Raw genomic sequence first — 23,477 nt, 5'->3', positions numbered from 1 at the left:
GTGTGAACGTCTGTGTCAGGGTTTGACTGCTCTTGGACCCGGTTTGGTTCCCGAGGGGCGGGGTAGGGATTAGAAGGGGGGTTGTTCATCCAGCCCGAGGGCTGCGAAGAGCTGTTTGTCATCCCAGATCTGGATGTCCTGGCCCTTCTCCTTCAACTCCTCGGCGCGTTTCTGCTTACTGGTGATGGTGGCCCACGGGCCAGCGACCAGGATGGTGGTCTTCCTGGTCACATTCTTGCCCACCTGTCCGCCCTGGTCGGCGATGCGCTGCCACAGCGCACCCTTTTCATAGGGCTCAAAATCGCCGGTGAGGGTGACATTCTGACCGAACAGCAGGCCGTTCGGGTCGGCATCCGGATTGGGATCGGGAATGACCTCCGGTGTGGACACCTTGTCCCACGGCGCACGACCCCGCGGTTTCTCCCTGGCTGCCGGTTGCTGGGGGATGCTTTGCGACGCCTGACCGCCTTCCCTCCCGCCGGTGGCAACAGGGCCCGGGCTGGCCGGGCTGGCCGGGCTGGTTGGTGCGCCCGCCACCCGGGTGTCCAGGCCCAGTCGACGTCGCTGGACCGCCACGTTGGCGCCGGACCGGTCACGGAGGACGGGGTAGACGCGCTCGGTGTCCAGGGAACCGAGGGTGAAGCCCTGACTATGGATGAAGTCGATGAACCCGCCCTGGTGATTCTGACGGCGGGCCAGCTCGATGGTGATGCCGGCGCAGGCACGGGCATCCTCGGTGGCATCGTGGTGTTTGCGCAGCTCCACCCCGAGGGCCTGGGCGACGGTGGGCAGACGGTGGTTGTGGAACTTCAACCGGGAGGACCGTGACAACGCCAGCGAGCAGCCGAAATTGAACACGGGAGCCTCGATGCCGGCTGCGGCACAGGCCCGGGAGATCGCGGTGAAATCGAACTGGGCATTGTGGGCGACCAGGGGGAGGTCACCGACGAAGTCCACCATCTTCGGGAGCACCTCGGCGAAGGCGGGTTCGCCCGCCACCTGTTCGGCGGTGATGCCGTGGATGGCGATATTGGCCGGCTCGAAGAAGTTCAGTGGTTCGGGAGGGGTGCAGAACCAGGAGGTCGAATCCACCTCCACCCCGTTTTCATAGCGCACCAGGCCGATCTGGCAGATCGATCCCCAGTCATCGTTGGCGGTCTCCACATCAAAGGCGACGAAATCAAACCCGTCAACAGTGGCTGGTTCCGGGGTTGCTGGCCCACCACCGGCGAGAGCGGTGGGGGTCCCGCCGCGGAGAATGGTGGTGACATCGGTGGCCAGAGCCTGCGCCTGTTGTGTCTGATTGGGGGAGAAGGTGATCACGGTGGGGGTGTCACCGGTGAGTTCCACCGCACCGCAGGACAGGGCATCGGGTGGGGTGACCTCCACCCCGGTGACCGAGGTGAGATCAATGATCCGGGTGTGATCCCCGGACTGCGACAGGGCCGTCAACAGGGGCGAATAGGTGATGGTGAGGGTGGAGCCATCCAGGGCGATGGTTGCGCCGTGTGCCGCGATCACAGTGGTGTCCTTTCGGTGTGAATCAATGGTCACCACCCTACTAGGTGGGGTGGACACGATAGTTGACCACCGCTCGCCCAGGCCCGACAGACCTCCCCGTTGACCTCCTCTCCATGCACTCCCGGGGTGCCTGCCCCACAACCCGGCAGCAAGCACACAGCGAATTCTGCGAACTTTCCTAGCGGGGAGGCCGTAACGGTTCCGACCCATCCCACGACGCAGTAAGTAGAACATTGAGTCAGCCAACAGTCTGGTCACAGTGGCAGCACCCAGTGGTGCCCACGGGATCCCCTCGGGGTATCTCGGTACTCTGTGGTTAATTCGGACTGAACTTGAAGGTAAGGAAGAGTAAAGGGATGAGGAGTAAGACAATGCGGTTGCTCCACGAGGCACCGCAGTCGGCTGCCCCCACGCACGGCTCCGACCAGGTTCCGGCCGCCGCGCCGGTGAAGCTGGTTGTCACACCTGCCACAGATCCGGCCGTCACCAGGAAGTCGGCAGGGGCCGGGGACCTCGAACGGGTTGATGCCAACAACCGGATTCCCTCCTGGAATCCCTTCGACAGGTCCTGTCTCAGCCGGGATCTCTTCGACACCATCGGTGACAAATGGGCGATGCTCATCCTCCTCAGCATCCAGGACGGGCCCCTGCGCAACGGGGAGATCAAGGAGAAGGTGCAGGGCATCTCCCCCAAGGTGCTCACCCAGCGACTCGGTGTCCTCGTGGAGGATGGCCTGGTCACTCGCACCTCCCATCATCAGATCCCGCCCCGGGTGGACTATGAGCTCACAGAACTGGGGGAGTCGGTCATCGAACCGCTGCAGAGCGTTTACGAGTGGACAGTTTCCCACATGGATGAGGTCATGGATTTCCGCAGGAAAACGAGAAAAAGCCAGACCAGGGCCTCCTGAGAGTGCTTCCCGTGGGGTCTGTGGACAATGCCCCCGGATACACCGGGAGTGGCAGGGTTTAGAGTGGAGGTGATCTTCACCCGCCCATCCCAGGCCCCGGAGGTTGAGGTCACCGCCGTGTACACCCCGGTGTGTACGGCGGTGACCCGTTCCCCAGTGCCGGGAGGCGGACCGTCTCCACACGAGTATCCATAGGGAGTTTCAGCTCATGGCACCACACACCATCCCCGGCACCCGAATCCCACGATCCCGCAGACGTCGTTCCCTCCCGGCCCTGGTGGCCTCGGCGCTTCTGGCCGCCACCGCGCTGGTGGGATGTGGCAGTGAGCAGGAGACGGGGGAGTCCGCCGACGGCACCGATGCAACGACCACCACCGCCGAGGGGTTCCCGGTGACGATCACCGCCATCCCGAATGGGCCGGTGGTCATCGGGGACCAACCCGAACGCATCGTCAGCCTGTCACCCACCAGCACGGAGATGCTGTTCGCCATCGGTTCCGGCGACCAGGTCATCGCCGCCGACGAGTACTCCAACTACCCGGAGGAGGCACCCCGCGTGGATGGACTCTCGGGGTACACCCCGAACGTGGAGGCGGTCCTGGAGTATGACCCCGACCTTGTTGTGCTCACCCCCACCGGGGAGGGCATCATCGACGGACTCACCGCCGCGGGTGTTCCCACCCTCATGTTGGACGCCTCCGAGGTACTGGAGGACACCTATGAGCAGATTGAGCTCCTGGGTGAGGCCACCGGCAACCGGGAGAACGCCACCGAGCTTGTCGACGACATGCAGACCACCATCGACGAGGCCATCGCCACCGTCCCACAGGATCTCAAGGACGCGGGTCTGACCTATTATCATGAGCTGTCCAGCAGCTACCATTCCATCTCCGACCGGACCTACCTCGGGCAGATCTACGCCGCCTTCGGCCTCAGCTCGATTGCACCGGATACCGATGACTACCCCCAGCTGACCAGCGAAGCTGTGGTGGCAGCCAACCCGGACATCATCTTCCTGGCCAACACCAAGGCCGAGGGGATGGACCCGGAGACCGTCGCCTCCCGCCCCGGTTGGGAGACCATCGACGCCGTGCGCGAAGACCAGGTGATCAGCCTCGATGATGACCTGGCCTCACGCTGGGGACCCCGGGTGTCCGAGCTCGTGGAGGAGATCGCCCGCCAGCTCAATGAGCGGGTCGTTCCAGCCATGGGGAATGCCGCCGCACCGGCGGCGGCCTAACCCTCTTCAACCATCAGGAACAATCAGGAATAACCGGGTCCAGACACCATAGTGAACAAGATCAGAACAGCCGCCACCAATCCCTTCATCGCCACCGCGGCATCCCTCGTCGTCCTGATGGTGGTGGCCATCTACTCGGGATTCTCCGGCATCATCGACCTCAGCCCGGGTCAGGTCCTCGCGCACCTCACCGGAACCGAGACACTCAGCGACCGTGAGCAGGCGGTGTTCTTCAACATCCGCCTGCCCCGCATCGTCACCGCCATGGTGGTGGGGGCGACGTTGGCGCTCTCCGGTGCGGCCTATCAGGCGGTGTTCCGCAACCCGCTGGCCGATCCCTATCTCCTGGGGGTCTCCGCGGGCGCGGGACTCGGTGTCACACTGGTCATCGTCGGTGGCGTATCCCTGGGGTTGACGGCCGGCGGGTTCGGGATCATCGGGGCTGCTTTCATCGGTGGTATCACCGCCGTGGCCGCCACGGTACTGGTCAGCAGGGGAGTGGGATTCGGGTCCTCTGCCACCGTGGTGATCCTGGCGGGCGTGGCGGTCGCCGCGTTTGCCAGCTCCATCCAGACCTATATCCAACAGCGCAACATCGACACCGTGTCACGGATCTATGTGTGGATGCTCGGCAGCCTGAACGTCAGCCGGTGGGAATCAGTGGTCAGTGTCGCCATCCCCGCCGCGCTGTGTGCCGTGCTGATTCTCTCCTCGGCGCGGTTACTCGATGTGATGACCGTCGGTGATATTGAGGCCCGTACCCTCGGGATTGATCCCACGGTGGTCCGGATGTCCCTGGTGGCGGTGGCCACCCTGGGGACCGCCTCGGTGGTGGCCATTTCCGGTCTCATCGGTTTCGTGGGCATCATCGTCCCCCACGCCATCCGCCTGTTGTGCGGCCCGGGCCACCGCCTGCTGCTGCCCCTGACCCTGGTGTGGGGTGCGATCTTCCTGGTCACCGCGGACACCATCGGCCGTACCATCCTGGCCCCACAGGAACTTCCCGTCGGTGTGGTCACCGCCGCGGTGGGGTCCCCGTTCTTCCTGTTCATCCTGAGACGATCCAGCAGGCCCCGCCGGGAAGGCAGGACGGCATGAACATTGTTGACTGTGAGAATGTATCCGTGCGCTACCCGGGGGCGGGACGCACCGCGGTGGCTGGGATGACCACCCATGTCCAGCGTGGCCAGTGGGTCAACATCGTCGGTCCCAACGGGTGTGGCAAGACCTCCCTGTTGCATGCGCTCGCCCGGGTGCTCCCGGTGGAAGCCGGGAGGATCACGGTGGCCGACATCGACATCACCGCCTCGTCGACACGCAATCTCCTCAGCCCGGCTGCGGCGCGACACCGTCGGCACCTCGCGTGCACCGTTGCGCTGATGCCCCAGACCCCCACCATCCCGGAGGGTATGGACGTCTATGACTATGTTCTCCTCGGGCGCCATCCCCACAGCCGGGTTCCGGGAAAACACGACGCACGGGTGGTGCAGCGGTGCCTTGATGAGCTCAACCTGCATGACTACTCCGGCCGGTTTGTCTCGTCCCTGTCCGGGGGCGAACGCCAGCGCGTCAGTCTGGCCCGGGCACTCGCGCAGGAACCCGAGGTGCTGCTCCTGGATGAACCCACCTCCGCGCTGGATATCGGCCATGCGCAGGAGACACTGGAACTCATTGACTCCGTCCGCGCCCGCCGTGGTCTCACAGTTATTGCAGCCATGCATGATCTCACCCTCACCGCCCAGTACGGTGACCGGGTGCTCATGATGGCGGGTGGACGGAAGGTCGCCGAGGGGGCTGCTGAGGAGGTGCTCACCGTGTCGCGTATCCGTGAGATCTACGGGGCGAGTGTGGCAGTGACAACGCATGAGGGGCGCCCGGTGGTGATACCCAGGCGCCCCTCAGGGAACTGACGTCAGCGGATTCTAGTACTCATCCTCGGCTGAGTCGTAGTCATCCTCCTGTGCAGCAGCCTGACGTTTGCGCATCAGCTCCTCGTCCTCATCCAGAGTCTCCGTCTCCTCGGCAGGCTTGTCCGCGCGGGAGGCGTGGACGACCTTGTCATCGGCCCCGAGGTCCGTCGAGGTGTCAGACTCCGCGTCATCCTCGCTGTCGTCCTCGGCGTCTGCTTCCACAGCAACCTCCGGGGAAACCTTGTCCGCGTCGCCGGACTCTTCAGCGGTGTCTTCCCCGGTGTTCTCCTCCGGAAGTTCCCCAGGGATGGTATCCGCAGCCTCGGATTCCTCTCCCTCGGTACCGACACTGGCCTTGGTGCGCTCGGTGAAGTGCTGGACAGCCTCCTCCTCGGCTTTCAGGGCGGCACCTACGGAGGCACGCAGCGCAGCCTCGGCATCGGTGGATTCACGCTTGCGCGCCTCTTCCACTTCCCGGGCCTCACGTGCGATGCGCTCATCCAGCTTGGTGTAATCCGGTGCCTCGATCTGGCGCAGCAGCATGCTGGAGCGGGCGGGCACCGTGAGGGTTCCGCCAGCCTCGATGGTGAGCTCCTCCAGCGGATAACCGATCGCCTCGGTGGTGTCCACCAGCAGCTTCCATTTCATACCGAAATGCTCCGGGGGGAGGGTGAAGTCGATGGCCTCATGGTGGGCGTTGAACATGAGGATGAAGGAATCATCCTCGATCTTCTGACCCCGGTAATCCGGTTCGACGATGGCATCACCGTTGAGGAAGACCATGAGGGATTTACCGAAGGCGAAGTCCCAGTCGTCCTGGGTCATCAGCTGTCCGTCCGGCACCAACCAGGCGATGTCACGTTTGCGGACGTCGGAGCCCAGCGGGCCACCGGCGAGGAACCGGCGGCGACGGAACACCGGGTGCTCGGCCCGGATCCGCAGCAGACGTCGGGTGAAGCTCAGCAGGTCCTTGTGCTCAATGGCTTGATCCCAGTTGATCCACGCCAATTCGTTGTCCTGGCAGTAGACATTGTTGTTGCCGTTCTGGGTCCTGGCCATCTCATCACCGTGGGAGATCATCGGTGTGCCCTGGGAGAGTAACAGGGTGGTCAGGAAGTTGCGACGCTGCTGGGCGCGCAGCTGCAGGATCTCCGGATCATCGGTGGGGCCCTCGACACCACAGTTCCAGGAACGGTTGTGGGATTCACCGTCACGGTTGTCCTCACCGTTGGCCATGTTGTGCTTCTCGTTGTAGCTGACCAGGTCGTTGAGGGTGAAACCGTCGTGGGCGGTGACGAAGTTGATCGAGGCGGTGGGGCGGCGACCATTGTGGGCGTACAGGTCCGAGGAGCCGGTCAGGCGGGAGGCGAACTCACCGAGGGTGGCCGGCTCACCACGCCAGAAGTCACGGACGGTGTCGCGGTACTTGCCGTTCCACTCGGTCCACAGTGGTGGGAAGTTACCGACCTGGTAGCCGCCTTCGCCGATGTCCCATGGTTCGGCGATGAGTTTGACCTGGGAGACCACCGGGTCCTGTTGGACCAGGTCGAAGAAGGTCGCCAGGCGGTCCACATCGTGCAGCTCGCGGGCCAGGGTGGAGGCGAGATCGAAGCGGAAACCGTCGACATGCATCTCGGTGACCCAGTACCGCAGGGAGTCCATGATCAGCTGCAGGGAGTGCGGGTCGCGCACGTTGAGGGAGTTGCCGGTACCGGTGTAGTCCATGTAGTGACGTTCATCGCCGTCCACGAGGCGGTAGTAGGCCTCGTTGTCAATACCGCGGAAGGAGATGGTCGGGCCCATGTGGTTGCCCTCGGCGGTGTGGTTGTACACCACATCGAGGATGACCTCGATGCCCGCCTCGTGGAAGGATCGCACCATGGCCTTGAACTCGGCGACGGCCGCACCCGGGGTGCTCGCCGAGGAGTAGTCATTCTGGGGGGCGAAGAACCCGAAGGTGTTGTATCCCCAGTAGTTGCGCAGGCCGAGTTCACGCAGGCGGTCGTCCTGCATGAACTGGTGCACGGGCATGAGCTCGATGGCGGTGATGCCCAGATCCACCAGGTACTCGATGATCTTGGGGTGTGCCAGACCGGCATAGGTGCCCCGGAGGTTCTCGGGGATGTCCGGGTGGGTCATGGTCATACCCTTGACATGCGCCTCGTAGATCACGGTCTCGTGGTACGGGGTGCGCGGTGGCTGGTCATTGCCCCAGTCGAAGAACGGGCTGACAACCACGGACTTCATGGAGTGGGGGAGGCTGTCCTCGGTGTTGCGGCCGTGGGGGTTCTCCGGGTCCATGATGTCGTAGCTGAACAATGAGGGGTGGCCGTCATATTCGCCGACGAAGGCGCGGGCGTAGGGATCCACCAGGAACTTGCTGGCATCGCAGCGCTTGCCGTTGTCCGGGTCCCAGGGGCCGTGCACGCGGTAACCGTACCGCTGGCCGGGCAGGATGCCCGGAAGGTAGCAGTGCCAGACGTTGTTGTCTTTTTCCTCCAGCTTGATCCTGGTCTCATTGTCATTCTCATCGACGAGGCAGAGCTCGACGCTTTCGGCAACGTCTGAAAACAGTGCAAAGTTGGTGCCTGCACCGTCGTATTTCGAGCCGAGCGGGTAGGCATCACCCGGCCATACGGAGTAGCTGTGTTCACTGCTTGATGTCATGGAAAGCTATCTTATCCTGCCGAGCGCATCTAGTCCGGTAATGATGATTCTTATGCCGGTCAGGAACCGTTCTTCAAACGCCGGGTCTTCCCCGGCGGGCGTGGGGGTGTCGTCACCGGTCAATTCCCGGAGCTGGCGTTGCGTCTGTTCCGCCAGGACGGCACCGATGACGAAATGCAGCAGGGTGAAAGCACCGACACCCTCCTGGGTGGGCAGGGTGACAGCGATGAGGGCCTCCAGTTCATCGTGCAGGGTGGCGTCGCTGAGCGCCGCGCTGACCACCTCCGCGCCGTCCCGGTGGTTGATCATCAGCTCACGTAACTGCGCGCACGTGGTCACCGCGTCACGCTTTTCGACGTCCTCTTCATCCCGCTGTATCAACAACGGTTCCAGGATTCTCCGGGCGGTCGCGCCGATCAGTTCCTGTTTGTTCTTGAAATGCCAGTACAGGGCACCGGGGGCGACATCCAGCTGTTTGGCCACCCGGCGCATCGTCATGTCGGCCAGCCCGTAGGAGTTGAGGATGGAAAGGGCGGCATCGATGATGGTTCCACGGTTCAATTGCACAATTGCCAGCATAATGACAGCCGTTAAAACAGCGCCGACCCCCTCTGGCTTGATAGGGTGAGCGGAGCCAACTCGTGTCTCACCCGAGGGGCGCGTACGCGTTGATGAATTACAGGAGAAGAACTTGTCCATTCGTATTTCTGCGAAGAAGGCCGCCGTTGCCGCCATCATGGTGGCTCCGCTTGTGCTGGCAGCCTGCGGCAGTGATGATGAGGACACCACCGCATCATCGACCACCAAGCAGACCTCGTCCTCCACCACAACCACCACGAAGGTGACCGAGGAGGACATATCCGGGGAGGACACCCAGGGGGAAACCACCGAGGATGAGGCGACCGAGCAGGCACCGGAGCAGGACGCTCAGGAGCCGGCACCGACCTCCGAGCCGGTTGTGCAGCAACCCGCCCCGCAGCAGAATGTCCCGGTTGAGCCGGTCATCACCTACCAGAGCCTCGCGCCGGTCGAGGGTGGCCGTGCAGCCAGCCCGGAGGATGCGGCAGCCATTGAATCCCTCGTGCGGGGTTCACTGCAGCAGACCACCCTGCGGTCGATGTTGGAGTACGTCCCCCGCAACACCTGTAGCCGTGTGATCGAAGCCAATGGTGGTGCCGCAGCCCTGGACTTCAGCACCATCCCGGACGTGCCACTGAACCAGATCCCCGGTGCTGACCCGGGCACCGTGGACTCCATCACTGACATCCAGGTTGATGGCAACAGCGCCTCCGCCTGGGTGGTGGCCTCCGCCAATGGTCAGACCGATTCCGCAACCCAGCGCTTCCTCCGCGAGGGTGGCCAGTGGAAGTTCTGCGACTAGTTCCCCCATCGGTGATCAAACCCTGAAGTGGACGACAGCCCTTCAGGGTTTTTTCCTGCCTTTTTCGCCCATGGCCTTGACCTTGACGTCGCGTCATGGCGGAGACTGTAACCATGACCGACTACCAGATCGGCGAGGCAGCCGAGATTCTCCGCGTCAGCACGCGCACCCTGCGCTACTGGGACTCCATCGGACTGCTCGTGCCGAGCCACCGGACCCGGTCCGGTCACCGGATGTACACCGGGGAGGACCTTGAGATCGCACTACAGATACTGGTCTACCGCGAGGTCGGCCTCCCCCTGGATGAGATCGCAGGGTTGCTCGACGCCCCGGGGGATGCCTCCCGCGCGCTCAGGCGGCAACGGGAAATTCTGGTTGAACGTATCGGTCAGCTGCACCGGATGGTCCGGGCGGTTGATGACATCCTCAGGGAGGACACCATGAATGACAGGGACATGAGCATCGAGGAGAAGATTGAGCTCTTCGGTGGCACCTGGAAACCCGAATACCAGGACGAAGCTGAACTACGGTGGGGTGAGACCCCCGAATGGGAACAGTCCCGCAGAGCCCAGGAGCAGATGACCCGGGCGGACTGGCACCGGGTCAAGGAGGAGCAGGACACCTTCGTGGCGGACCTGGTGGATGCCGCGGAACGGGAGGTGACACCCGGGTCCGACGAGGCCGCTGAGCTGGTCGAACGCCACCGCGCCTCCATCGGTCAGTGGTATGAGGTCAGCAGATCCAAGCAGGTCCTCCTCGCCCGGATGTATGTCCAGGACGAACGGTTCAACGCCACCTACCAGGGCCGGGCTGAATATCTGCTCTCGCTGGTGGAGACCCAAGCGCAGCAGGAGGGGGTGGATCTGACCGACGTCCAGTGGGAGTGATCGTGGGGGAGGCGTCGACAAGCTCCTTTATGGCCGGGTACCCCGGTGACGGTAACCTGACACTCCATGAGCAACCCGTACCAGGGCTACACCGCCACACCCGAACCCCCGACACCCGCCGCGCGGCGGTCACGCCGGCCCAGTCCCAACACCGGCGTGTATGCGGGGGTCCTGGCGCTGTCCCTGGTGGTCTATGCGCTGTGCGGGATGGTGTGGGGGGTGCTGCGCCCCACCTACACCGCCTACGTCGAGGACGCGGAGACCGCCTCCATCGCGGTGGAGGCGAATGTGGCCTTCACCGGGTACATCTGGTTTGCGATCAGCACCGGGGTCATCGGGGCGGCCCTGGCCCTGGTGGTGTTCCTCCGGTCGGAATCCACCCGGGGCCTGCCCATGCTGATCTGGATCGGTCTGGTCAGCCTGCTAGGGGCGGCCACCTTCCTCGCCTTCGGTGACACCGTGGCCACCTGGCTGCACGGGGATCCGTCCGCGCATGCAGCCGGGGCGGGGGAGACCTTCCAGGTGGTTCCACCCATCGAGCCCGGCAGCGCCCTGTTCATGGCCCCGTTTCTGGCGGTGCTGATGTACTGGTGCGCCATCTTCGTCACACCGCTGGATACCCCGGATGATGAGGCCGCGGGCACCGGCCTAATTCTGGTCGGGCCAGTCGACGATCGATGAACCGGTGGCCTCGATACTGAGGGAATCAACCGCCTGCAGGATGTGATGGATCGACAGCGCGATATTGTGCCGCAGCTGACCGTCGGTCAGTCCCTCCGCGGTAGGCACCGCGAACTCCACCCGCACCTGCAACCCCTGGGTGTCCTTGTGACAGAACGCCTTGGTGGTCAATGAGCGTTCATTCCACTGGTTGCACATCATGAACAGTTTGATGAAGTCCCGGTCGGGATCCATGTCGGGATCCCAGTGCCCCTTGACCAGGAAGGTGGGTCCGTTATCGATGAAGAAGCCGATGAACACCTCATTGATCCAGGCGACCAGGAAGTCATCCTCGCCGCTGGTCTTGACCACCCCGATGTCTGCGAGGTGATCCCGGATCCGGTCGAGGGTGACCTCCCGGGGATATTCCGGGTGGGTGTCCTCCGGGTCATAGAGGTCCCTGTCCGCGATGTCATCCAGGTCGTCGGCATCGTCATCATCACCGTTGACAGGCAGCGTGACCGAGGAGTCCCCGATGGCGGGAATCCCCCCATCGGGGCCGGTGGTCTGCCCGTCGTGATCCCGCATCGAGGCGAGCAGGTCGAGCAGATCTCCGTCCTCATCACCCCGGTGCCGGCCGGTGGTGGGACCGGGGGAGTCAGCCGGACCCTCTGTCCCGTCGGTCAGGTCCGTCCCCGCGAACTCCGAGAAGATCGGCAGGAACGGCTCATCGGGAGTCTCCCGGACCGGCTCGGATCCCGTTTCACCGTCGGGGGAGCCGGGATCGTCCCCATCGGGGTGGTCATCATGGTGATCATCACCGTGGTGGTCGTTGTGGTCATGATGAGAGGAAGGGTGACGGGGCGTATCCATGTTCCTGCTTTCGGAACCGCGCTCGAAACCGTGGCGGTTGACTGACGGTGGGACCCACAGACCGACGATATCCGCGATGAGATCCTCCTCGTCCTGTTCGGCACGCAGTTCCTCACTGCCCGCGCCGGTGATGTCCAGCTCGGAGAACAACTCCAGGACAGTATCCACCGCCATCTCGACGGTGTTGATGGTCAGCTGGATGAACTGGAGGAGCTGATCGGTGGAGACACCCTCGTCGACGCTCAGCGAGGAACGGAACCGGATCTCGATCTCCCCGAGGTCACCCACATGCAGCATGGCGGCCGGGGCGATGCGCTCGGTGTTCCACCTGTTCAACGCATGGGCGACATCGTTGATCATGGACAGATCCAGGGACATCCGCATGCGGGCCACCATGGTCAGATGCACACCGGATTCATGACCGAAGTACATGGAGATGCGATGATTGGGCCACGGCAGGAGCAACCGGTCATCCGCAGCCAGGAACTGGTAACCCAGTGCATCCACAGCATCCTCCACCCGGTCCAGGTCAACCGGCCGGGGGAGGAGTGTGTCTGGCATGTTGAAATTACGATCAGTCAAAGTGTGAAGCCCGGTCCTTGTCTCTTATCTCGGTTGGTGCGGTCACGGTGTCGGTCAGGGCGTTGGTCAGGGTGTCGGTCGGGGGGAGGAACACCGCGCCGGGTATCGTCCTCCCCTCGGGTGCTGATTCTCACATGGCGGTTTGCCTGTTCCCCGCGGGCCGGGAGGGGGTCCCGCGGCCAGTGTCCGGTTACGGGGTCTGACTCATCAGTCTAAAGGAAACACCCGGTTCTGTACCCAAATCCGCTTTCCAACCGGTGGGGAATACAATAGATCACCGTGTGGTGTGAAGCAGCCCGACACAGGATCATCCGGAGGTATCGCAACCGGTGCATCCGGGGTCTTCTTGACACCACCGGCCTTTTGCAGAAGCCCCCACACTCTTTAGGGAGAAATTCTCGCCATGCTGAATGTCACTGACCTCCGTGGTCACACACCATCCAAGAGCGACATCCGACGTGCCCTGCCACGCGGTGGAACCGACGTTGTGTCCGTTCTGCCCATCGTTGAGCCGGTCGTCGATGACGTGCAGAACCGCGGTGCAGAGGCCGCGCTGGACTACGGCGAGAAATTCGACCATATCCGTCCCGCATCCGTGCGGGTTCCGGCTGAGGTGCTCAAGGCCGCCGAGGACACCCTCGACCCCAGGGTCCGCGAGGCCATCGAGGAATCCATCCGTCGTGTCCGGAAGGTCCACGCCGATCAGAAACCACGCGAACACACCACAGAGCTGGCACCGGGTGGCACCGTCACCGAGCGGTTCCTGCCGATTGACCGCGTGGGCCTGTACGTCCCCGGTGGTAACGCTGTCTATCCCTCCAGCGTGATCATGAATGCGGTCCCCGCACAGGAGGCCGGGGTGGGCACCCTCGTGGTGGCATCCCCACCGCAGGCCGACCATGGTGGCTGGCCACACCCGACGATCCTCGCCGCCTGCTCCATCCTCGGGGTGGACGAGGTGTGGGCCGTCGGTGGCGCCCAGGCCGTGGCCCTGCTGGCCTTCGGTGATGACAGCGCAGATCTGGAGCCGGTGGACATCATCACCGGCCCGGGCAACATCTTCGTCACCGCAGCCAAGCGGCTGGTCCGTGGTGTCGTGGGCACCGACTCCGAGGCCGGCCCCACCGAGATCGCCATCCTCGCCGACGACACCGCCAACCCGGTCAACGTCGCCTATGACCTCATCAGCCAGGCTGAACACGATGTCATGGCAGCCTCCGTCCTGATCACCGACTCCGAGCAGCTGGCCCGGGATGTCAACCGTGAAATCGAGGCACGCTATGCCATCACCCGCAACGCCGATCGCGTCGCGGAGGCCCTGCGCGGCAAGCAGAGCGGCATCGTGCTTGTCGACGACATCGAGGTCGGCATCGCCGTGGCCGACCAGTACGCGGCCGAGCACCTGGAGGTGCACACCGCCAACGCCCGTGAAGTCTCCGAACGGATCTCCAACGCCGGCGCGATCTTCGTCGGTGACTTCTCCCCGGTGCCGCTGGGTGACTATTCCGCCGGTTCCAACCACGTGCTGCCGACCTCCGGCACCGCACGGTTCTCCGCCGGGCTGTCCACCCACACCTTCCTGCGCCCGGTCAACCTCATCGAATACGATGAGGCCGCGCTGAAGGACATCTCCGAGGTGGTCATCAACTTCGCTGACGCCGAGGATCTGCCCGCCCACGGGGAGGCGATCCGCGCCCGGTTCGAGACCCTGCCCACCACCACCGCCGATACCACCGACACCCCTGACGCAACCGCGTAGAGCACGAGGCCCACACACCATGACTGACACGACCCTCGCCCCCGAGGTCACCCTGTCCGACCTGCCACTGCGCGAGGAACTGCGCGGTGAAAGCGCCTACGGAGCACCACAGCTCAACGTTTCCGTACGCCTGAACACCAACGAGAACCCCTACCCACCCTCCGAGGCCCTCATCGCGGACCTCGTCGAGACGGTCCGGGCCACCGCCACCGAGCTCAACCGGTACCCGGAGCGGGACTCCGTGGAGCTTCGCGACGCACTGGCCGACTACATCACCCACCAGACCGGGGTGCAGGTCACCCGGGAGAACCTGTGGGCCGCCAACGGCTCCAACGAGGTCCTCCAGCAGCTGCTCCAGGCCTTCGGCGGACCCGGACGCAAGGCCCTGGGGTTCCAGCCGAGCTACTCCATGCACCCGATCCTGTCCAAGGGCACCCAGACGGAGTTCATCGCCATCCCCCGCGGTGCCGATTTCCGCATCGACATGGACGCAGCCCTCGCCGCCATCGAGGAGCACGTCCCCGACATCATCTTCGTGACCACCCCGAACAACCCCACCGGTGATATCACCAGCCTGGCGGACATCGAGAAGATCATCAACGCCGCACCGGGCATCGTCATCGTTGATGAGGCCTATGCGGAGTTCTCACCGTCACCGTCGGCGACCACCCTGATCACCCGGTACCCGGCCAAGCTGGTGGTCTCACGCACCATGTCCAAGGCCTTCGACTTCGCCGGAGGGCGTCTCGGGTACTTCGTGGCAGCTCCGGCCTTCATCGAGGCGGTCATGCTGGTGCGGCTGCCGTACCACCTGTCCGCCCTGAGCCAGGCGGCCGCGACCGTGGCGCTGCGTCACCGAGATGACACGCTGGCCACCGTGGCCAAGCTCTCCTCCGAGCGCATCCGGGTGGCCGCCCGCCTGGAGGAACTGGGTTACACCCAGGTGCCCAGCGAATCCAACTTCATCTTCTTCGGGAAGTTCACCGACCAGCACACCGCATGGGAGGCCTTCCTGGATCGGGGAGTGCTCATCCGCGACGTCGGTGTGTCGGGCCACCTGCGCGTCACCATCGGGCTGCCGGAGGAGAACGACTCCTTCCTGGCCGCCGCCGCCGAGATCTCCGGCCTCAACCTCTAAGCGATCCGTCTCCACGCGATCCGACGACCACCACCCACCGAGGGAGAATCACCACATGACCACCGCACCACGTATCGGTCGTGCCACCCGCACCACCAGCGAATCCGACATCACCGTCGAGATCAACCTCGACGGCACCGGCACGGTCGACATCGACACCGGCCTGCCGTTCTTCGATCACATGCTCACCGCCTTCGGTGTCCACGGCAGCTTCGACCTCACGGTCCACGCCAAGGGTGACATCGAGATCGATGCCCACCACACCGTCGAGGACACCGCCATCGTCCTCGGTCAGGCACTGCTGGATGCCATCGGCGACAAGAAGGGCATCCGCCGTTTCGCCTCCTGCCAGCTGCCCATGGATGAGGCTCTGGTGGAGGCCGTGGTGGATATCTCCGGCCGCCCGTACTTCGTCATCAACGGTGAACCAGACCACATGATCAGCGCCGTCATCGGCGGGCACTACGCCACCGTGATCAATGAGCACTTCTTCGAGACCCTCGCGCTGAATTCACGGATCACCCTGCACGTGATCTGCCACTACGGGCGCGATCCCCACCACATCACCGAGGCCGAGTACAAGGCCGTTGCCCGCGCTCTGCGCGCCGCCGTGGAGATGGACCCGCGTCAGACCGGGATCCCCTCCACCAAGGGTGCGTTGTAGAAGATGAGCCTTATGGATTTTTCTGATACTGTCCTTGCGTCAACGACCACCCAGCCGGATGCCGGCAACCGGTGGATGATCTACGGTCTGTTCATCATCGCGGGTCTGTTCATCGGGGGTGCGTGGTCCGCATATAAGGCTGAGAACAAGATAGGCATGTTCGTCGCCGGGGCGATCGGTATCATCGCCGCGGTGGCCGGCATCCTGTGGACGATTGGAGAGATGACTTAATTTGGAGACCAGGACACTGACACGCGCTGAGATCGAACAGCTACCCAGCATGTGGAAGAGCCCTGGTTTTCTGGCGGTGCTCGTGGCGGTCGCCGCCGCCTTCGGCAGTTTCTCCCTCCTGCTGCCGGTTGTTCCCCTGGCGGTGATCAACGACGGTGGATCCAGTGCACTCGCCGGCGCCACCACGGGTGTGTTCATGGCCGCCACGGTGCTCACCCAGATCTTCACACCGATGGCCCTGCGCAGGATCGGGTACAACCCGGTGATGGTGTTCTCCGCCTTCATGCTGGGTGTTCCCGCCATCGGTTACATCATCGGCATGGAGCCCCTGCCGGTCCTGGTGGTCTCCGCGTTACGCGGCATCGGTTTCGGTGCGCTCACCGTGGCTGAATCCGCGCTCGTGGCGGAGCTGGTACCCGTGCGCTTCCTGGGTAAGGCCTCCGGCATGCTGGGGGTGTTCATCGGCCTGTCCCAGATGATCTTCCTGCCGGTGGGCCTGGCCATCGGGGACCGGTGGGGTTTCGACTATGTCTATATCCTCGGCGCGGTCATCGCCCTGGTGGCGGCCGTGATGTGTCTACGTATCCCGGCGATCAAGGCGGCACCGAAACAACAACCCAGTAAATATGACTACCCCGAGGAGACCAAGGCTCCGCCGGTGCCCGCCTGGAAGCTCGTGCTCATCCCGGCTCTGGCGGTGGCCACCATCTCGATGAGTTTCGGTGCCGTGTCCTCCTTCCTCCCCGCCGCGGTGATCCAGGTAGATCCGGTCCTCGGGGCGGTCTTCAGTGGTCTGATCCTCTCCCTGACCGGTGGTGCCGCGATGGTGTTCCGCTACCTCGCCGGTGTCATCGCCGATCGCCGGGGTGTACCGGGTGCCACCATGATCCCCGCGCAGGCGCTCGCGCTGCTCGGGGTCGGCGTCATCGCCCTGACCATCCACCAGGGGTGGTCGGTGTGGCTGCTGGTGCTGGGCGCGGCGCTGTTCGGTGGTGGTTTCGGCATGGTGCAGAACGAGGCCCTGCTGTCGATGTTCTTCCGGCTGCCCCGGTCCCGTGTCTCCGAGGCCTCCGCCGTGTGGAATATCTCCTATGACGCGGGCACCGGGCTGGGCAGTTTCTTCCTCGGCCTGGTTGCTGCGGCGTTCGCCTACCAGGGTGCCTTCGCCGCGGGGGCCGCGGTGATCGCGGTCGGTATCCTGCTCACCGGCGCCGACCGTCTCGTGGGCAGACACCGTCTCACCGAATACAACAACACCCGCGCCCGACTGCGCCAGATCCCCGTCGCCCGCCGTGCCGTGCAGACCGTCCGCTCGGTCCGGGGCCGGGTGGCCACCCGGCCGGTGCCTGTCGACGACCTGCTGACCCGCCCCACGGAGAAACCCGGTTGGAAGGATCCGGAGCAGGACACCCCCGGGACGTAGTCGGGAGTGGGGCGTTGGGGCGTCGACAAGCTCCCGTTGTCAGGTACGCGGTGATGTACGCAGCGCCGCTGCGCTGATGACCACGAGGAGACCCACCGCGATGAGCAGCCCGAGGGCCCACCGCAGGCCCGTGGCCGAGGAGATCAGCCCGATGACCGGGCTGGTGGCCAGGAACCCCAGCCGCATCAGCCAGCTGACCACCGTCACCCCGGCCCCCTCGCTGAGACCCGGCAGTCGGGCGGCGGCCGCGAAGGCACTGGGCACCAGGGTGGCGCACCCCAGGCCCAACAACGCCAGGCCGGTGTAGAGCGGCAGCGGGGTGGAGGAGGACACCACCACGACACCACCGAGGGCGATGAGCACACCCCCGGCGCGGGCTGTGGCGACCCGCCCGAAACGCTGGATGAACCAGTCGCCGGTGAACCGGCCGAGGGTCTGTGCCGCCAGCACCACCGTGAAGGCCACCCCGGCGGTCCCCACCGCCACCCCCGCCAGTTCCACCGAGGCCAACCCGGCCCAGTTGTTGGCCACATCCTCGACCACCGTGCCGGAGGTGGCCACGATGGCCACCGGCAGGGCCACCACCAGCACCCGCCCCAGCCCCGGGCCACGAGACCCGGCGGGGTTGGTGCCGGAGCCCGGATCAGGCGCGGGATCCGCCCCCCGCCCCACGGGACCGGTCAACCACGTGGCAAGTACCACCAGCAGGGCGACCCCGGTCATGACCGTCGCCAGGTGGACACGTACATCGACCCCGGCGGAGGCGGCGGCGGTGCCCACCACCCCGCCGAATACGGCACCCAGGCTCCAGCAGGCATGGACCGAGGACATGATCGAGATCCCGAGACTGTCCTGCACGCGGACAGCCGCGACGTTCTGGGAGACATCGATGATGGCATCGGTGACACCGATGAGCAGGAGCAGCGCCGCCAGCACAAGACCTGAGGGGGACCACCCCACGGCGGCGACCAACAGACACAGCAGGAGGGTGCCCCACACCACGACCCTACGGGGGCCGAAACGCGTGACCGCCAGGCTGGGTAACACCGTGGACAGCAGTGACCCCGCGGCAAAACACGCGACAATGATCCCGAATGCGGCATCGGAGAGCCCCCACTGCACCTTGAAGGTCGGATACCAGGGCAGGATCGAGGCGAAGGCCGCCCCGTTGGTGGCGAACATCAGTGCAACACCGGTGGGTCTGCGGAGAGGGAAGGCGGGCATGCGGCCAGGCTACCGCCAGCGGGTGGGCCTCGGACCCCCATCCCGGTTGCCTCCACCACCCACAGAAATAAAGTAGGTTGCGGTTATAGTCTGCGAAAGTGCATGTCCTAGACTATTCGCATGACCAAAACCGTCGCTCTACTCGACTATGGATCAGGCAACCTCCGCTCCGCCCAGCGTGCGCTCGAGCACGTCGGTGCGGAGGTCATCGTGACCAGTGACCCCGATATCTGCACCAACGCCGATGGGCTCCTCGTCCCCGGTGTCGGGGCCTTCGATGCCTGCATGAAGGGGCTGCGGGGGGTCTTCGGCCATCGCATCATCGGCACCCGCCTGGCGGGTGGGCGTCCGGTCATGGGTATCTGCGTGGGCATGCAGATCCTCTTCGACGAGGGCATCGAACACGGTATCCAGACACGGGGTTGCGGTGAGTGGTCCGGCCGGGTGGAACGCCTGCAGGCCCGTATCCTCCCGCACATGGGGTGGAACACCGTGGAGAAACAACCCGGTAGTGAGATGTTCGCCGGGTTGAGTGAGGATGAACGGTACTACTTCGTCCACACCTACGGTGTCCGTGACTGGACCCTGGTCACCGATGACCTGACCACCCCGCCGCTGGTCACCTGGGCCGTGCACGAAAATGACCGGTTCGTCGCCGCCGTGGAAAACGGTGCGCTGTGGGCCACCCAGTTCCACCCGGAGAAATCCGGGGACGCGGGCGCGCAGCTGCTGCGCAACTGGATCAACCACATCTAACAGTTAGGATCTACAGACCATGACCTTCACGATTCTTCCCGCTGTTGATGTTGTCAACGGCCAGGCTGTCCGACTTGACCAGGGTGAGGCCGGGACTGAGAAGTCCTACGGCACCCCGCTGGAATCCGCGCTGCGGTGGCAGGAACAGGGGGCGGAGTGGCTGCACTTCGTGGATCTGGATGCCGCCTTCAACCGTGGCTCCAACCACGAGCTCATGGCGGAGATCACGCGCCAGCTGGATATCAAGGTGGAATTAACCGGTGGAATCCGTGATGATGCCTCCCTGGAGCGTGCACTGGCCACCGGTGCCACCCGCGTCAACATCGGCACCGCCGCCCTGGAGAAGCCCGAGTGGATCGCCGATGTGATCAGGCGCCACGGGGAGAAGATCGCCGTGGATATCGCGGTCCGCCTCGAAAATGGTGAATGGCGCACCAAGGGCAACGGCTGGGTCTCCGACGGGGGTGACCTGTGGGAGGTGCTCGAGCGCCTGGACTCCCAGGGTTGTTCACGGTTCGTGGTCACCGATGTGTCCAAGGACGGCACCCTGACGGGCCCGAATGTGGATCTGCTGCGCGATGTCGCCGCGGCCACCGACGCACCGATCGTCGCCTCCGGTGGTATCTCCACGCTGGAGGATGTCCTGGGGCTGGCGAAGTACCAGGATGAGGGCATTGATTCCGTCATCATCGGCAAGGCACTCTACGAGCACCGGTTCACGCTGGCGGAGGCGTTGGAAGCCGTCGAAAAGCTCGGCTGATCCCGTGGACACCCGAGAGCTGCTCGCCATCGCCGAGGCCGTGGTGGATGATGCCGAGAACATCTTCATCGACGGTTTCGGTTCCGCACCCTCGACGATGAAATCCGCCGGGGATTTCGCCACTGAGGTGGACTTCGCCATCGAATCCCATATCCGTTCGATGCTGGGCACCCTCACCGGCATCCCGGTGGTGGGTGAGGAGGAGGGTGGCGTGGAATCCGGCACCAGGTGGGTGATCGACCCCATCGACGGCACCGCCAACTACGCCGCCAGCAACCCGATGTCCGCGATCCTGGTGTCCCTGCTCGATGATGATCAGCCCGTCCTGGGGATCACCTCCCTGCCGATGCTGGGCAAGCGACTGACCGCCTACGCCGGTTCCCCGCTCATGATCAACGGTCAGCCGGTACCGCCCCTGGAGGAGAAATCCCCCCTGGTCGCCCACGTCGGGTTCAGTTCCATGGCCACCCCGAAAAACACCCGGTTCCCCATGGAGATGCGCCGTGATCTGCTCTCGGAACTCGCGGAGTCCTACCTGCGACCCAGGATCACCGGCTCCATCGGGGTGGATCTCGCGTTCACCGCTGAGGGGATCTTCGGCACCTGCGTCTCCTTCAGCCCGCATGTGTGGGACAACGCCGCCGGTGTGATGCTGGTGCGTGCCGCCGGGGGAGTGGTCACCGACACCGAGGGCAATGAGTGGGCACCCGGCAAGGGGGTCATCGCGGGAACAGCGAAGGCCCATGCGGTGTTGATAGATAAGATTGACAAGGTTCGCACCGAACACGGATGGTGAGCCCGGTTCGCGGAGATCATCCCGGATCGACCGGGGGCACCCCTCGGTGGGGAACCCAAGGACAAACCTGGCGAGAAAAACTAATGAGAAAAGAGCAATGACATGGGTGTGGCAATCAGGGTGATCCCCTGCCTGGACGTGGACAACGGCCGGGTGGTCAAGGGCGTCAACTTTGAGAACCTCCGCGATGCCGGTGATCCGGTGGAACTGGCCAAGCGGTACGGCGAGGAGGGCGCGGATGAACTGACCTTCCTGGATGTCTCCGCCTCGAAGGATGGGCGTGGAACCATGCTCGATGTAGTGCGTCGCACCGCCGAGCAGATCTTCATCCCACTCACCGTCGGTGGTGGTGTGCGCAGCGTGGAGGATGTGGACCAGCTGCTGCGCGCCGGTGCGGACAAGGTCAGTGTGAACACCTCCGCGATCGCCCGCCCGGAGCTGCTGTCGGAGCTGTCCCAGCGTTTCGGTGCACAGTGCATCGTCCTGTCCGTCGACGCCCGTCGTGTACCCGCCGGGGAGGCACCGCAGCCCTCCGGCTTCGAGGTCACCACCCACGGTGGCACCCGCTCCGCGGGCCTGGATGCCGTGGAATGGGCGATCACGGGGGAGAAGCTCGGCGTCGGCGAGATCCTCCTGAACTCCATGGATGGTGACGGCACCAAGAACGGATTCGACCTGGAGCTGCTGGAGAAGGTCCGCGCCGCGGTGTCGATCCCGGTGATCGCCTCCGGTGGTGCCGGCACCGCCGAGCATTTCCCACCCGCGGTCCGCGCCGGTGCCAATGCCGTCCTGGCCGCCACCATCTTCCACTTCGGTGAGGTCACCATCACCGAGGTCAAGGACGCCATCGAGAAGGCCGGTTTCGAGGTCCGCCGGTGAGCCACGATCCCACACCGATCAGCGACAACCCGGCGGAGTTCACCCTCGACCCGGTCATCGCCGCCCGTCTGAAGCTCAATGATGCCGGTCTCATCCCGGCGGTGGTCCAGGCGGTGGACACCCGTGAGGTGCTCATGATGGCCTGGATGGACACCCATGCCCTGGCCTACACCCTGGCCACCCGCCGCGGTACCTACTATTCCCGCTCCAGGGATGAATACTGGATCAAGGGACTGACCTCCGGCAATGTCCAGGAGGTCACCGATGTCGCCCTCGACTGCGACGGCGACACCGTCCTGGTCACCGTCCACCAGACCGGTGGAGCCTGCCACACCGGCGCCCGCACCTGCTTTGATGCGGATCCGCTGCTGGGGCCGGGACAGTAGTGCGTCGATAAGCATCCCGGCCGACGACCCCGACGGACGACCCCGGCCAGTGACCCCGGCCGGCGAACCAGCCCCCGATTAGCCACAACCAGAAGGAAACACGATGAAACGCCACGTGCTGTCAGCCCTGTTGATCGGTGCGGGGGCTCTGGTGGTCTGGATCAGCTCACGCATGACCTGGATCACTGTTGAGGCCTTCGACGACAAATCCGGTGCCACCACCCAGTCGCTGGTGGGTGCCACCTGGTCGACGGAGATCATGGCGCTGGCCCTGGCGCTGGCCGCCGCCTGTGTCGCCGGGCTCGTGCTGCGCCGGACGGGGCGCAGGATCGTCGGTGGGCTTGCCGCAGTACTCGCCGTGGGTGCGAGCCTCTCCCCGCTGTCCCTGCTCACGGGGGAGGCCACCGCGGAGGATGCGGAACGGGCACGGTCCCTGCTCACCTCAGGTGTGGCCAGCCAGCGGGCCAGCGAGGGCACCCTGCTGTCGGAATGGGCGGAGATCACCGACCTCTCCACGCACCCGGCGGCGGCGGTTGTGGCGCTCCTCGGCTGCGCGCTAGCCCTGTTCGGGGGTGTGCTGCTGGCCATGCGGCCCGGTGCCGACGGTGTTCAGGCGAGCAGGTTCGAACGGCGCCAGGCACGGGCGGATAAGATCCACACCGACCTTGAGCAGGCACCGGATTCCGGTCGTGTGATGTGGGACGCACTCGATGAGGATATTGACCCAACCGACACCGGCGGGGGTAGGGGCAAAATCACAGGTCAATGATAGTGGTCGGGGGTTGACAAGCTGGTCTGATTTTTCTACTCCACCGTGTGCGGACTAACG

At 64.6% G+C, this 23,477-nt stretch carries 23 protein-coding genes; 18 read left to right on the top strand and 5 right to left on the bottom strand.

What is annotated here, in order from left to right; genetic code table 11:
- Positions 1 to 69: 69 nt before the first annotated feature.
- A complete protein-coding gene (locus CE_RS10010; protein WP_035108947.1) occupies positions 70 to 1,521 on the bottom strand; it encodes an exonuclease domain-containing protein in 1,452 nt (483 codons plus the stop codon).
- A gap of 356 nt (positions 1,522 to 1,877) precedes the next feature.
- Between CE_RS10010 and CE_RS10005 the strand changes: the two genes are divergently transcribed.
- From CE_RS10005 to CE_RS09990, 4 genes are all read left to right on the top strand, one after another.
- Positions 1,878 to 2,432 (top strand): winged helix-turn-helix transcriptional regulator, encoded by a 555-nt coding sequence (locus CE_RS10005; RefSeq protein ID WP_006768013.1) that lies wholly within the window; start codon positions 1,878 to 1,880, stop codon positions 2,430 to 2,432.
- A 208-nt stretch (positions 2,433 to 2,640) separates the two neighbouring features.
- Complete coding sequence (locus CE_RS10000; RefSeq protein ID WP_011075711.1) at positions 2,641 to 3,672, top strand: ABC transporter substrate-binding protein; 1,032 nt, start codon at positions 2,641 to 2,643, stop codon at positions 3,670 to 3,672.
- A 117-nt stretch (positions 3,673 to 3,789) separates the two neighbouring features.
- Positions 3,790 to 4,770 (top strand): FecCD family ABC transporter permease, encoded by a 981-nt coding sequence (locus CE_RS09995; RefSeq protein WP_407921257.1) that lies wholly within the window; start codon positions 3,790 to 3,792, stop codon positions 4,768 to 4,770.
- Positions 4,767 to 5,582 (top strand): ABC transporter ATP-binding protein, encoded by an 816-nt coding sequence (locus tag CE_RS09990; RefSeq protein ID WP_006768009.1) that lies wholly within the window; start codon positions 4,767 to 4,769, stop codon positions 5,580 to 5,582. Before CE_RS09995 ends, CE_RS09990 begins: the two co-directional genes overlap by 4 nt.
- Positions 5,583 to 5,594: 12 nt before the next feature.
- Here the strand turns inward: CE_RS09990 and glgX are convergent, their stop codons facing one another.
- Both glgX and CE_RS09980 read right to left on the bottom strand, forming a co-directional pair.
- Positions 5,595 to 8,249 (bottom strand): glycogen debranching protein GlgX, encoded by a 2,655-nt coding sequence (gene glgX, locus CE_RS09985; protein WP_006768008.1) that lies wholly within the window; start codon positions 8,247 to 8,249, stop codon positions 5,595 to 5,597.
- Positions 8,250 to 8,255: 6 nt separating this feature from the next.
- Complete coding sequence (locus CE_RS09980; protein WP_231295020.1) at positions 8,256 to 8,816, bottom strand: TetR family transcriptional regulator; 561 nt, start codon at positions 8,814 to 8,816, stop codon at positions 8,256 to 8,258.
- Positions 8,817 to 8,940: 124 nt separating this feature from the next.
- On the opposite strand from CE_RS09980, the gene CE_RS09975 reads away from it, so the two are divergent.
- From CE_RS09975 to CE_RS09965, 3 genes are all read left to right on the top strand, one after another.
- The gene (locus tag CE_RS09975; protein ID WP_035108846.1) at positions 8,941 to 9,630 is read left to right on the top strand and encodes a hypothetical protein; all 690 of its coding nucleotides are present in this window, start codon (positions 8,941 to 8,943) and stop codon (positions 9,628 to 9,630) included.
- A 113-nt stretch (positions 9,631 to 9,743) separates the two neighbouring features.
- A complete protein-coding gene (locus CE_RS09970) occupies positions 9,744 to 10,517 on the top strand; it encodes a MerR family transcriptional regulator (RefSeq protein ID WP_173362611.1) in 774 nt (257 codons plus the stop codon).
- Positions 10,518 to 10,583: 66 nt separating this feature from the next.
- On the top strand, positions 10,584 to 11,198 hold the full coding sequence (locus CE_RS09965; RefSeq protein WP_011075708.1) for a hypothetical protein: 615 nt from the start codon (positions 10,584 to 10,586) through the stop codon (positions 11,196 to 11,198).
- Here CE_RS09965 and CE_RS09960 read toward each other — a convergent pair.
- Positions 11,166 to 12,611 (bottom strand): YbjN domain-containing protein, encoded by a 1,446-nt coding sequence (locus CE_RS09960; RefSeq protein WP_006768003.1) that lies wholly within the window; start codon positions 12,609 to 12,611, stop codon positions 11,166 to 11,168. The genes CE_RS09965 and CE_RS09960 overlap by 33 nt on opposite strands.
- A gap of 424 nt (positions 12,612 to 13,035) precedes the next feature.
- Here CE_RS09960 and hisD point away from each other — a divergent pair, with 424 nt between their 5' ends.
- Genes hisD through CE_RS09935 form a run of 5 tightly spaced genes read left to right on the top strand, consistent with a single transcriptional unit; the run spans position 13,036 to position 17,847 of the window.
- Positions 13,036 to 14,391: a histidinol dehydrogenase gene (hisD, locus tag CE_RS09955; protein WP_006768001.1), complete on the top strand. Its 1,356-nt coding sequence runs from the start codon at positions 13,036 to 13,038 to the stop codon at positions 14,389 to 14,391.
- Positions 14,392 to 14,410: 19 nt separating this feature from the next.
- A complete protein-coding gene (locus tag CE_RS09950; RefSeq protein WP_006768000.1) occupies positions 14,411 to 15,529 on the top strand; it encodes a histidinol-phosphate transaminase in 1,119 nt (372 codons plus the stop codon).
- A 55-nt stretch (positions 15,530 to 15,584) separates the two neighbouring features.
- Positions 15,585 to 16,193 (top strand): imidazoleglycerol-phosphate dehydratase HisB, encoded by a 609-nt coding sequence (gene hisB, locus CE_RS09945; protein WP_006767999.1) that lies wholly within the window; start codon positions 15,585 to 15,587, stop codon positions 16,191 to 16,193.
- A gap of 12 nt (positions 16,194 to 16,205) precedes the next feature.
- Positions 16,206 to 16,424, top strand: a complete 219-nt coding sequence (locus tag CE_RS09940; RefSeq protein ID WP_231295019.1) for a hypothetical protein — start codon at positions 16,206 to 16,208, stop codon at positions 16,422 to 16,424.
- 49 nt (positions 16,425 to 16,473) lie between these two features.
- Positions 16,474 to 17,847, top strand: coding sequence for an MFS transporter (locus CE_RS09935; RefSeq protein ID WP_006767997.1), 1,374 nt, complete (start codon positions 16,474 to 16,476; stop codon positions 17,845 to 17,847).
- A 39-nt stretch (positions 17,848 to 17,886) separates the two neighbouring features.
- On the opposite strand, the gene CE_RS09930 is transcribed toward CE_RS09935, so the two are convergent.
- Positions 17,887 to 19,071, bottom strand: a complete 1,185-nt coding sequence (locus CE_RS09930; protein ID WP_011075705.1) for an MFS transporter — start codon at positions 19,069 to 19,071, stop codon at positions 17,887 to 17,889.
- A 120-nt stretch (positions 19,072 to 19,191) separates the two neighbouring features.
- On the opposite strand from CE_RS09930, the gene hisH reads away from it, so the two are divergent.
- From hisH to CE_RS09900, 6 genes are all read left to right on the top strand, one after another.
- On the top strand, positions 19,192 to 19,827 hold the full coding sequence (gene hisH, locus CE_RS09925; RefSeq protein ID WP_006767995.1) for an imidazole glycerol phosphate synthase subunit HisH: 636 nt from the start codon (positions 19,192 to 19,194) through the stop codon (positions 19,825 to 19,827).
- Between the two features lie 19 nt (positions 19,828 to 19,846).
- Positions 19,847 to 20,587, top strand: coding sequence for a bifunctional 1-(5-phosphoribosyl)-5-((5-phosphoribosylamino)methylideneamino)imidazole-4-carboxamide isomerase/phosphoribosylanthranilate isomerase PriA (gene priA, locus CE_RS09920; RefSeq protein WP_006767994.1), 741 nt, complete (start codon positions 19,847 to 19,849; stop codon positions 20,585 to 20,587).
- A 4-nt stretch (positions 20,588 to 20,591) separates the two neighbouring features.
- Positions 20,592 to 21,383, top strand: a complete 792-nt coding sequence (locus tag CE_RS09915) for an inositol monophosphatase family protein (RefSeq protein WP_006767993.1) — start codon at positions 20,592 to 20,594, stop codon at positions 21,381 to 21,383.
- A 102-nt stretch (positions 21,384 to 21,485) separates the two neighbouring features.
- Positions 21,486 to 22,262: an imidazole glycerol phosphate synthase subunit HisF gene (gene hisF / locus CE_RS09910; protein WP_006767992.1), complete on the top strand. Its 777-nt coding sequence runs from the start codon at positions 21,486 to 21,488 to the stop codon at positions 22,260 to 22,262.
- Positions 22,259 to 22,648, top strand: a complete 390-nt coding sequence (gene hisI / locus CE_RS09905) for a phosphoribosyl-AMP cyclohydrolase (protein ID WP_006767991.1) — start codon at positions 22,259 to 22,261, stop codon at positions 22,646 to 22,648. Before hisF ends, hisI begins: the two co-directional genes overlap by 4 nt.
- Before the next feature lie 103 nt (positions 22,649 to 22,751).
- Complete coding sequence (locus tag CE_RS09900; RefSeq protein ID WP_006767990.1) at positions 22,752 to 23,417, top strand: TIGR02234 family membrane protein; 666 nt, start codon at positions 22,752 to 22,754, stop codon at positions 23,415 to 23,417.
- The last annotated feature ends 60 nt before the right edge of the window (positions 23,418 to 23,477 follow it).

Source organism: Corynebacterium efficiens YS-314 (assembly GCF_000011305.1).
Taxonomy (GTDB): Bacteria; Actinomycetota; Actinomycetes; order Mycobacteriales; family Mycobacteriaceae; genus Corynebacterium; species Corynebacterium efficiens.
The sequence above is the reverse complement of the archived record's forward strand: the minus strand, read 5'-3'. Positions and strand labels throughout refer to the sequence as shown.

Coding starts and splice junctions, on each gene's coding strand:
- CE_RS10005 (WP_006768013.1), top strand. CDS start 1,878: ATGAGGAGTAAGACAATGCGGTTGCTCCACGAGGCACCGCAGTCGGCT.
- CE_RS10000 (WP_011075711.1), top strand. CDS start 2,641: ATGGCACCACACACCATCCCCGGCACCCGAATCCCACGATCCCGCAGA.
- CE_RS09995 (WP_407921257.1), top strand. CDS start 3,790: ATGGTGGTGGCCATCTACTCGGGATTCTCCGGCATCATCGACCTCAGC.
- CE_RS09990 (WP_006768009.1), top strand. CDS start 4,767: ATGAACATTGTTGACTGTGAGAATGTATCCGTGCGCTACCCGGGGGCG.
- glgX (WP_006768008.1), bottom strand. CDS start 8,249: ATGACATCAAGCAGTGAACACAGCTACTCCGTATGGCCGGGTGATGCC.
- CE_RS09970 (WP_173362611.1), top strand. CDS start 9,744: ATGACCGACTACCAGATCGGCGAGGCAGCCGAGATTCTCCGCGTCAGC.
- CE_RS09965 (WP_011075708.1), top strand. CDS start 10,584: ATGAGCAACCCGTACCAGGGCTACACCGCCACACCCGAACCCCCGACA.
- CE_RS09960 (WP_006768003.1), bottom strand. CDS start 12,611: ATGCCAGACACACTCCTCCCCCGGCCGGTTGACCTGGACCGGGTGGAG.
- hisD (WP_006768001.1), top strand. CDS start 13,036: ATGCTGAATGTCACTGACCTCCGTGGTCACACACCATCCAAGAGCGAC.
- CE_RS09950 (WP_006768000.1), top strand. CDS start 14,411: ATGACTGACACGACCCTCGCCCCCGAGGTCACCCTGTCCGACCTGCCA.
- hisB (WP_006767999.1), top strand. CDS start 15,585: ATGACCACCGCACCACGTATCGGTCGTGCCACCCGCACCACCAGCGAA.
- CE_RS09940 (WP_231295019.1), top strand. CDS start 16,206: ATGGATTTTTCTGATACTGTCCTTGCGTCAACGACCACCCAGCCGGAT.
- CE_RS09935 (WP_006767997.1), top strand. CDS start 16,474: ATGTGGAAGAGCCCTGGTTTTCTGGCGGTGCTCGTGGCGGTCGCCGCC.
- CE_RS09930 (WP_011075705.1), bottom strand. CDS start 19,071: ATGCCCGCCTTCCCTCTCCGCAGACCCACCGGTGTTGCACTGATGTTC.
- hisH (WP_006767995.1), top strand. CDS start 19,192: ATGACCAAAACCGTCGCTCTACTCGACTATGGATCAGGCAACCTCCGC.
- priA (WP_006767994.1), top strand. CDS start 19,847: ATGACCTTCACGATTCTTCCCGCTGTTGATGTTGTCAACGGCCAGGCT.
- hisF (WP_006767992.1), top strand. CDS start 21,486: ATGGGTGTGGCAATCAGGGTGATCCCCTGCCTGGACGTGGACAACGGC.
- CE_RS09900 (WP_006767990.1), top strand. CDS start 22,752: ATGAAACGCCACGTGCTGTCAGCCCTGTTGATCGGTGCGGGGGCTCTG.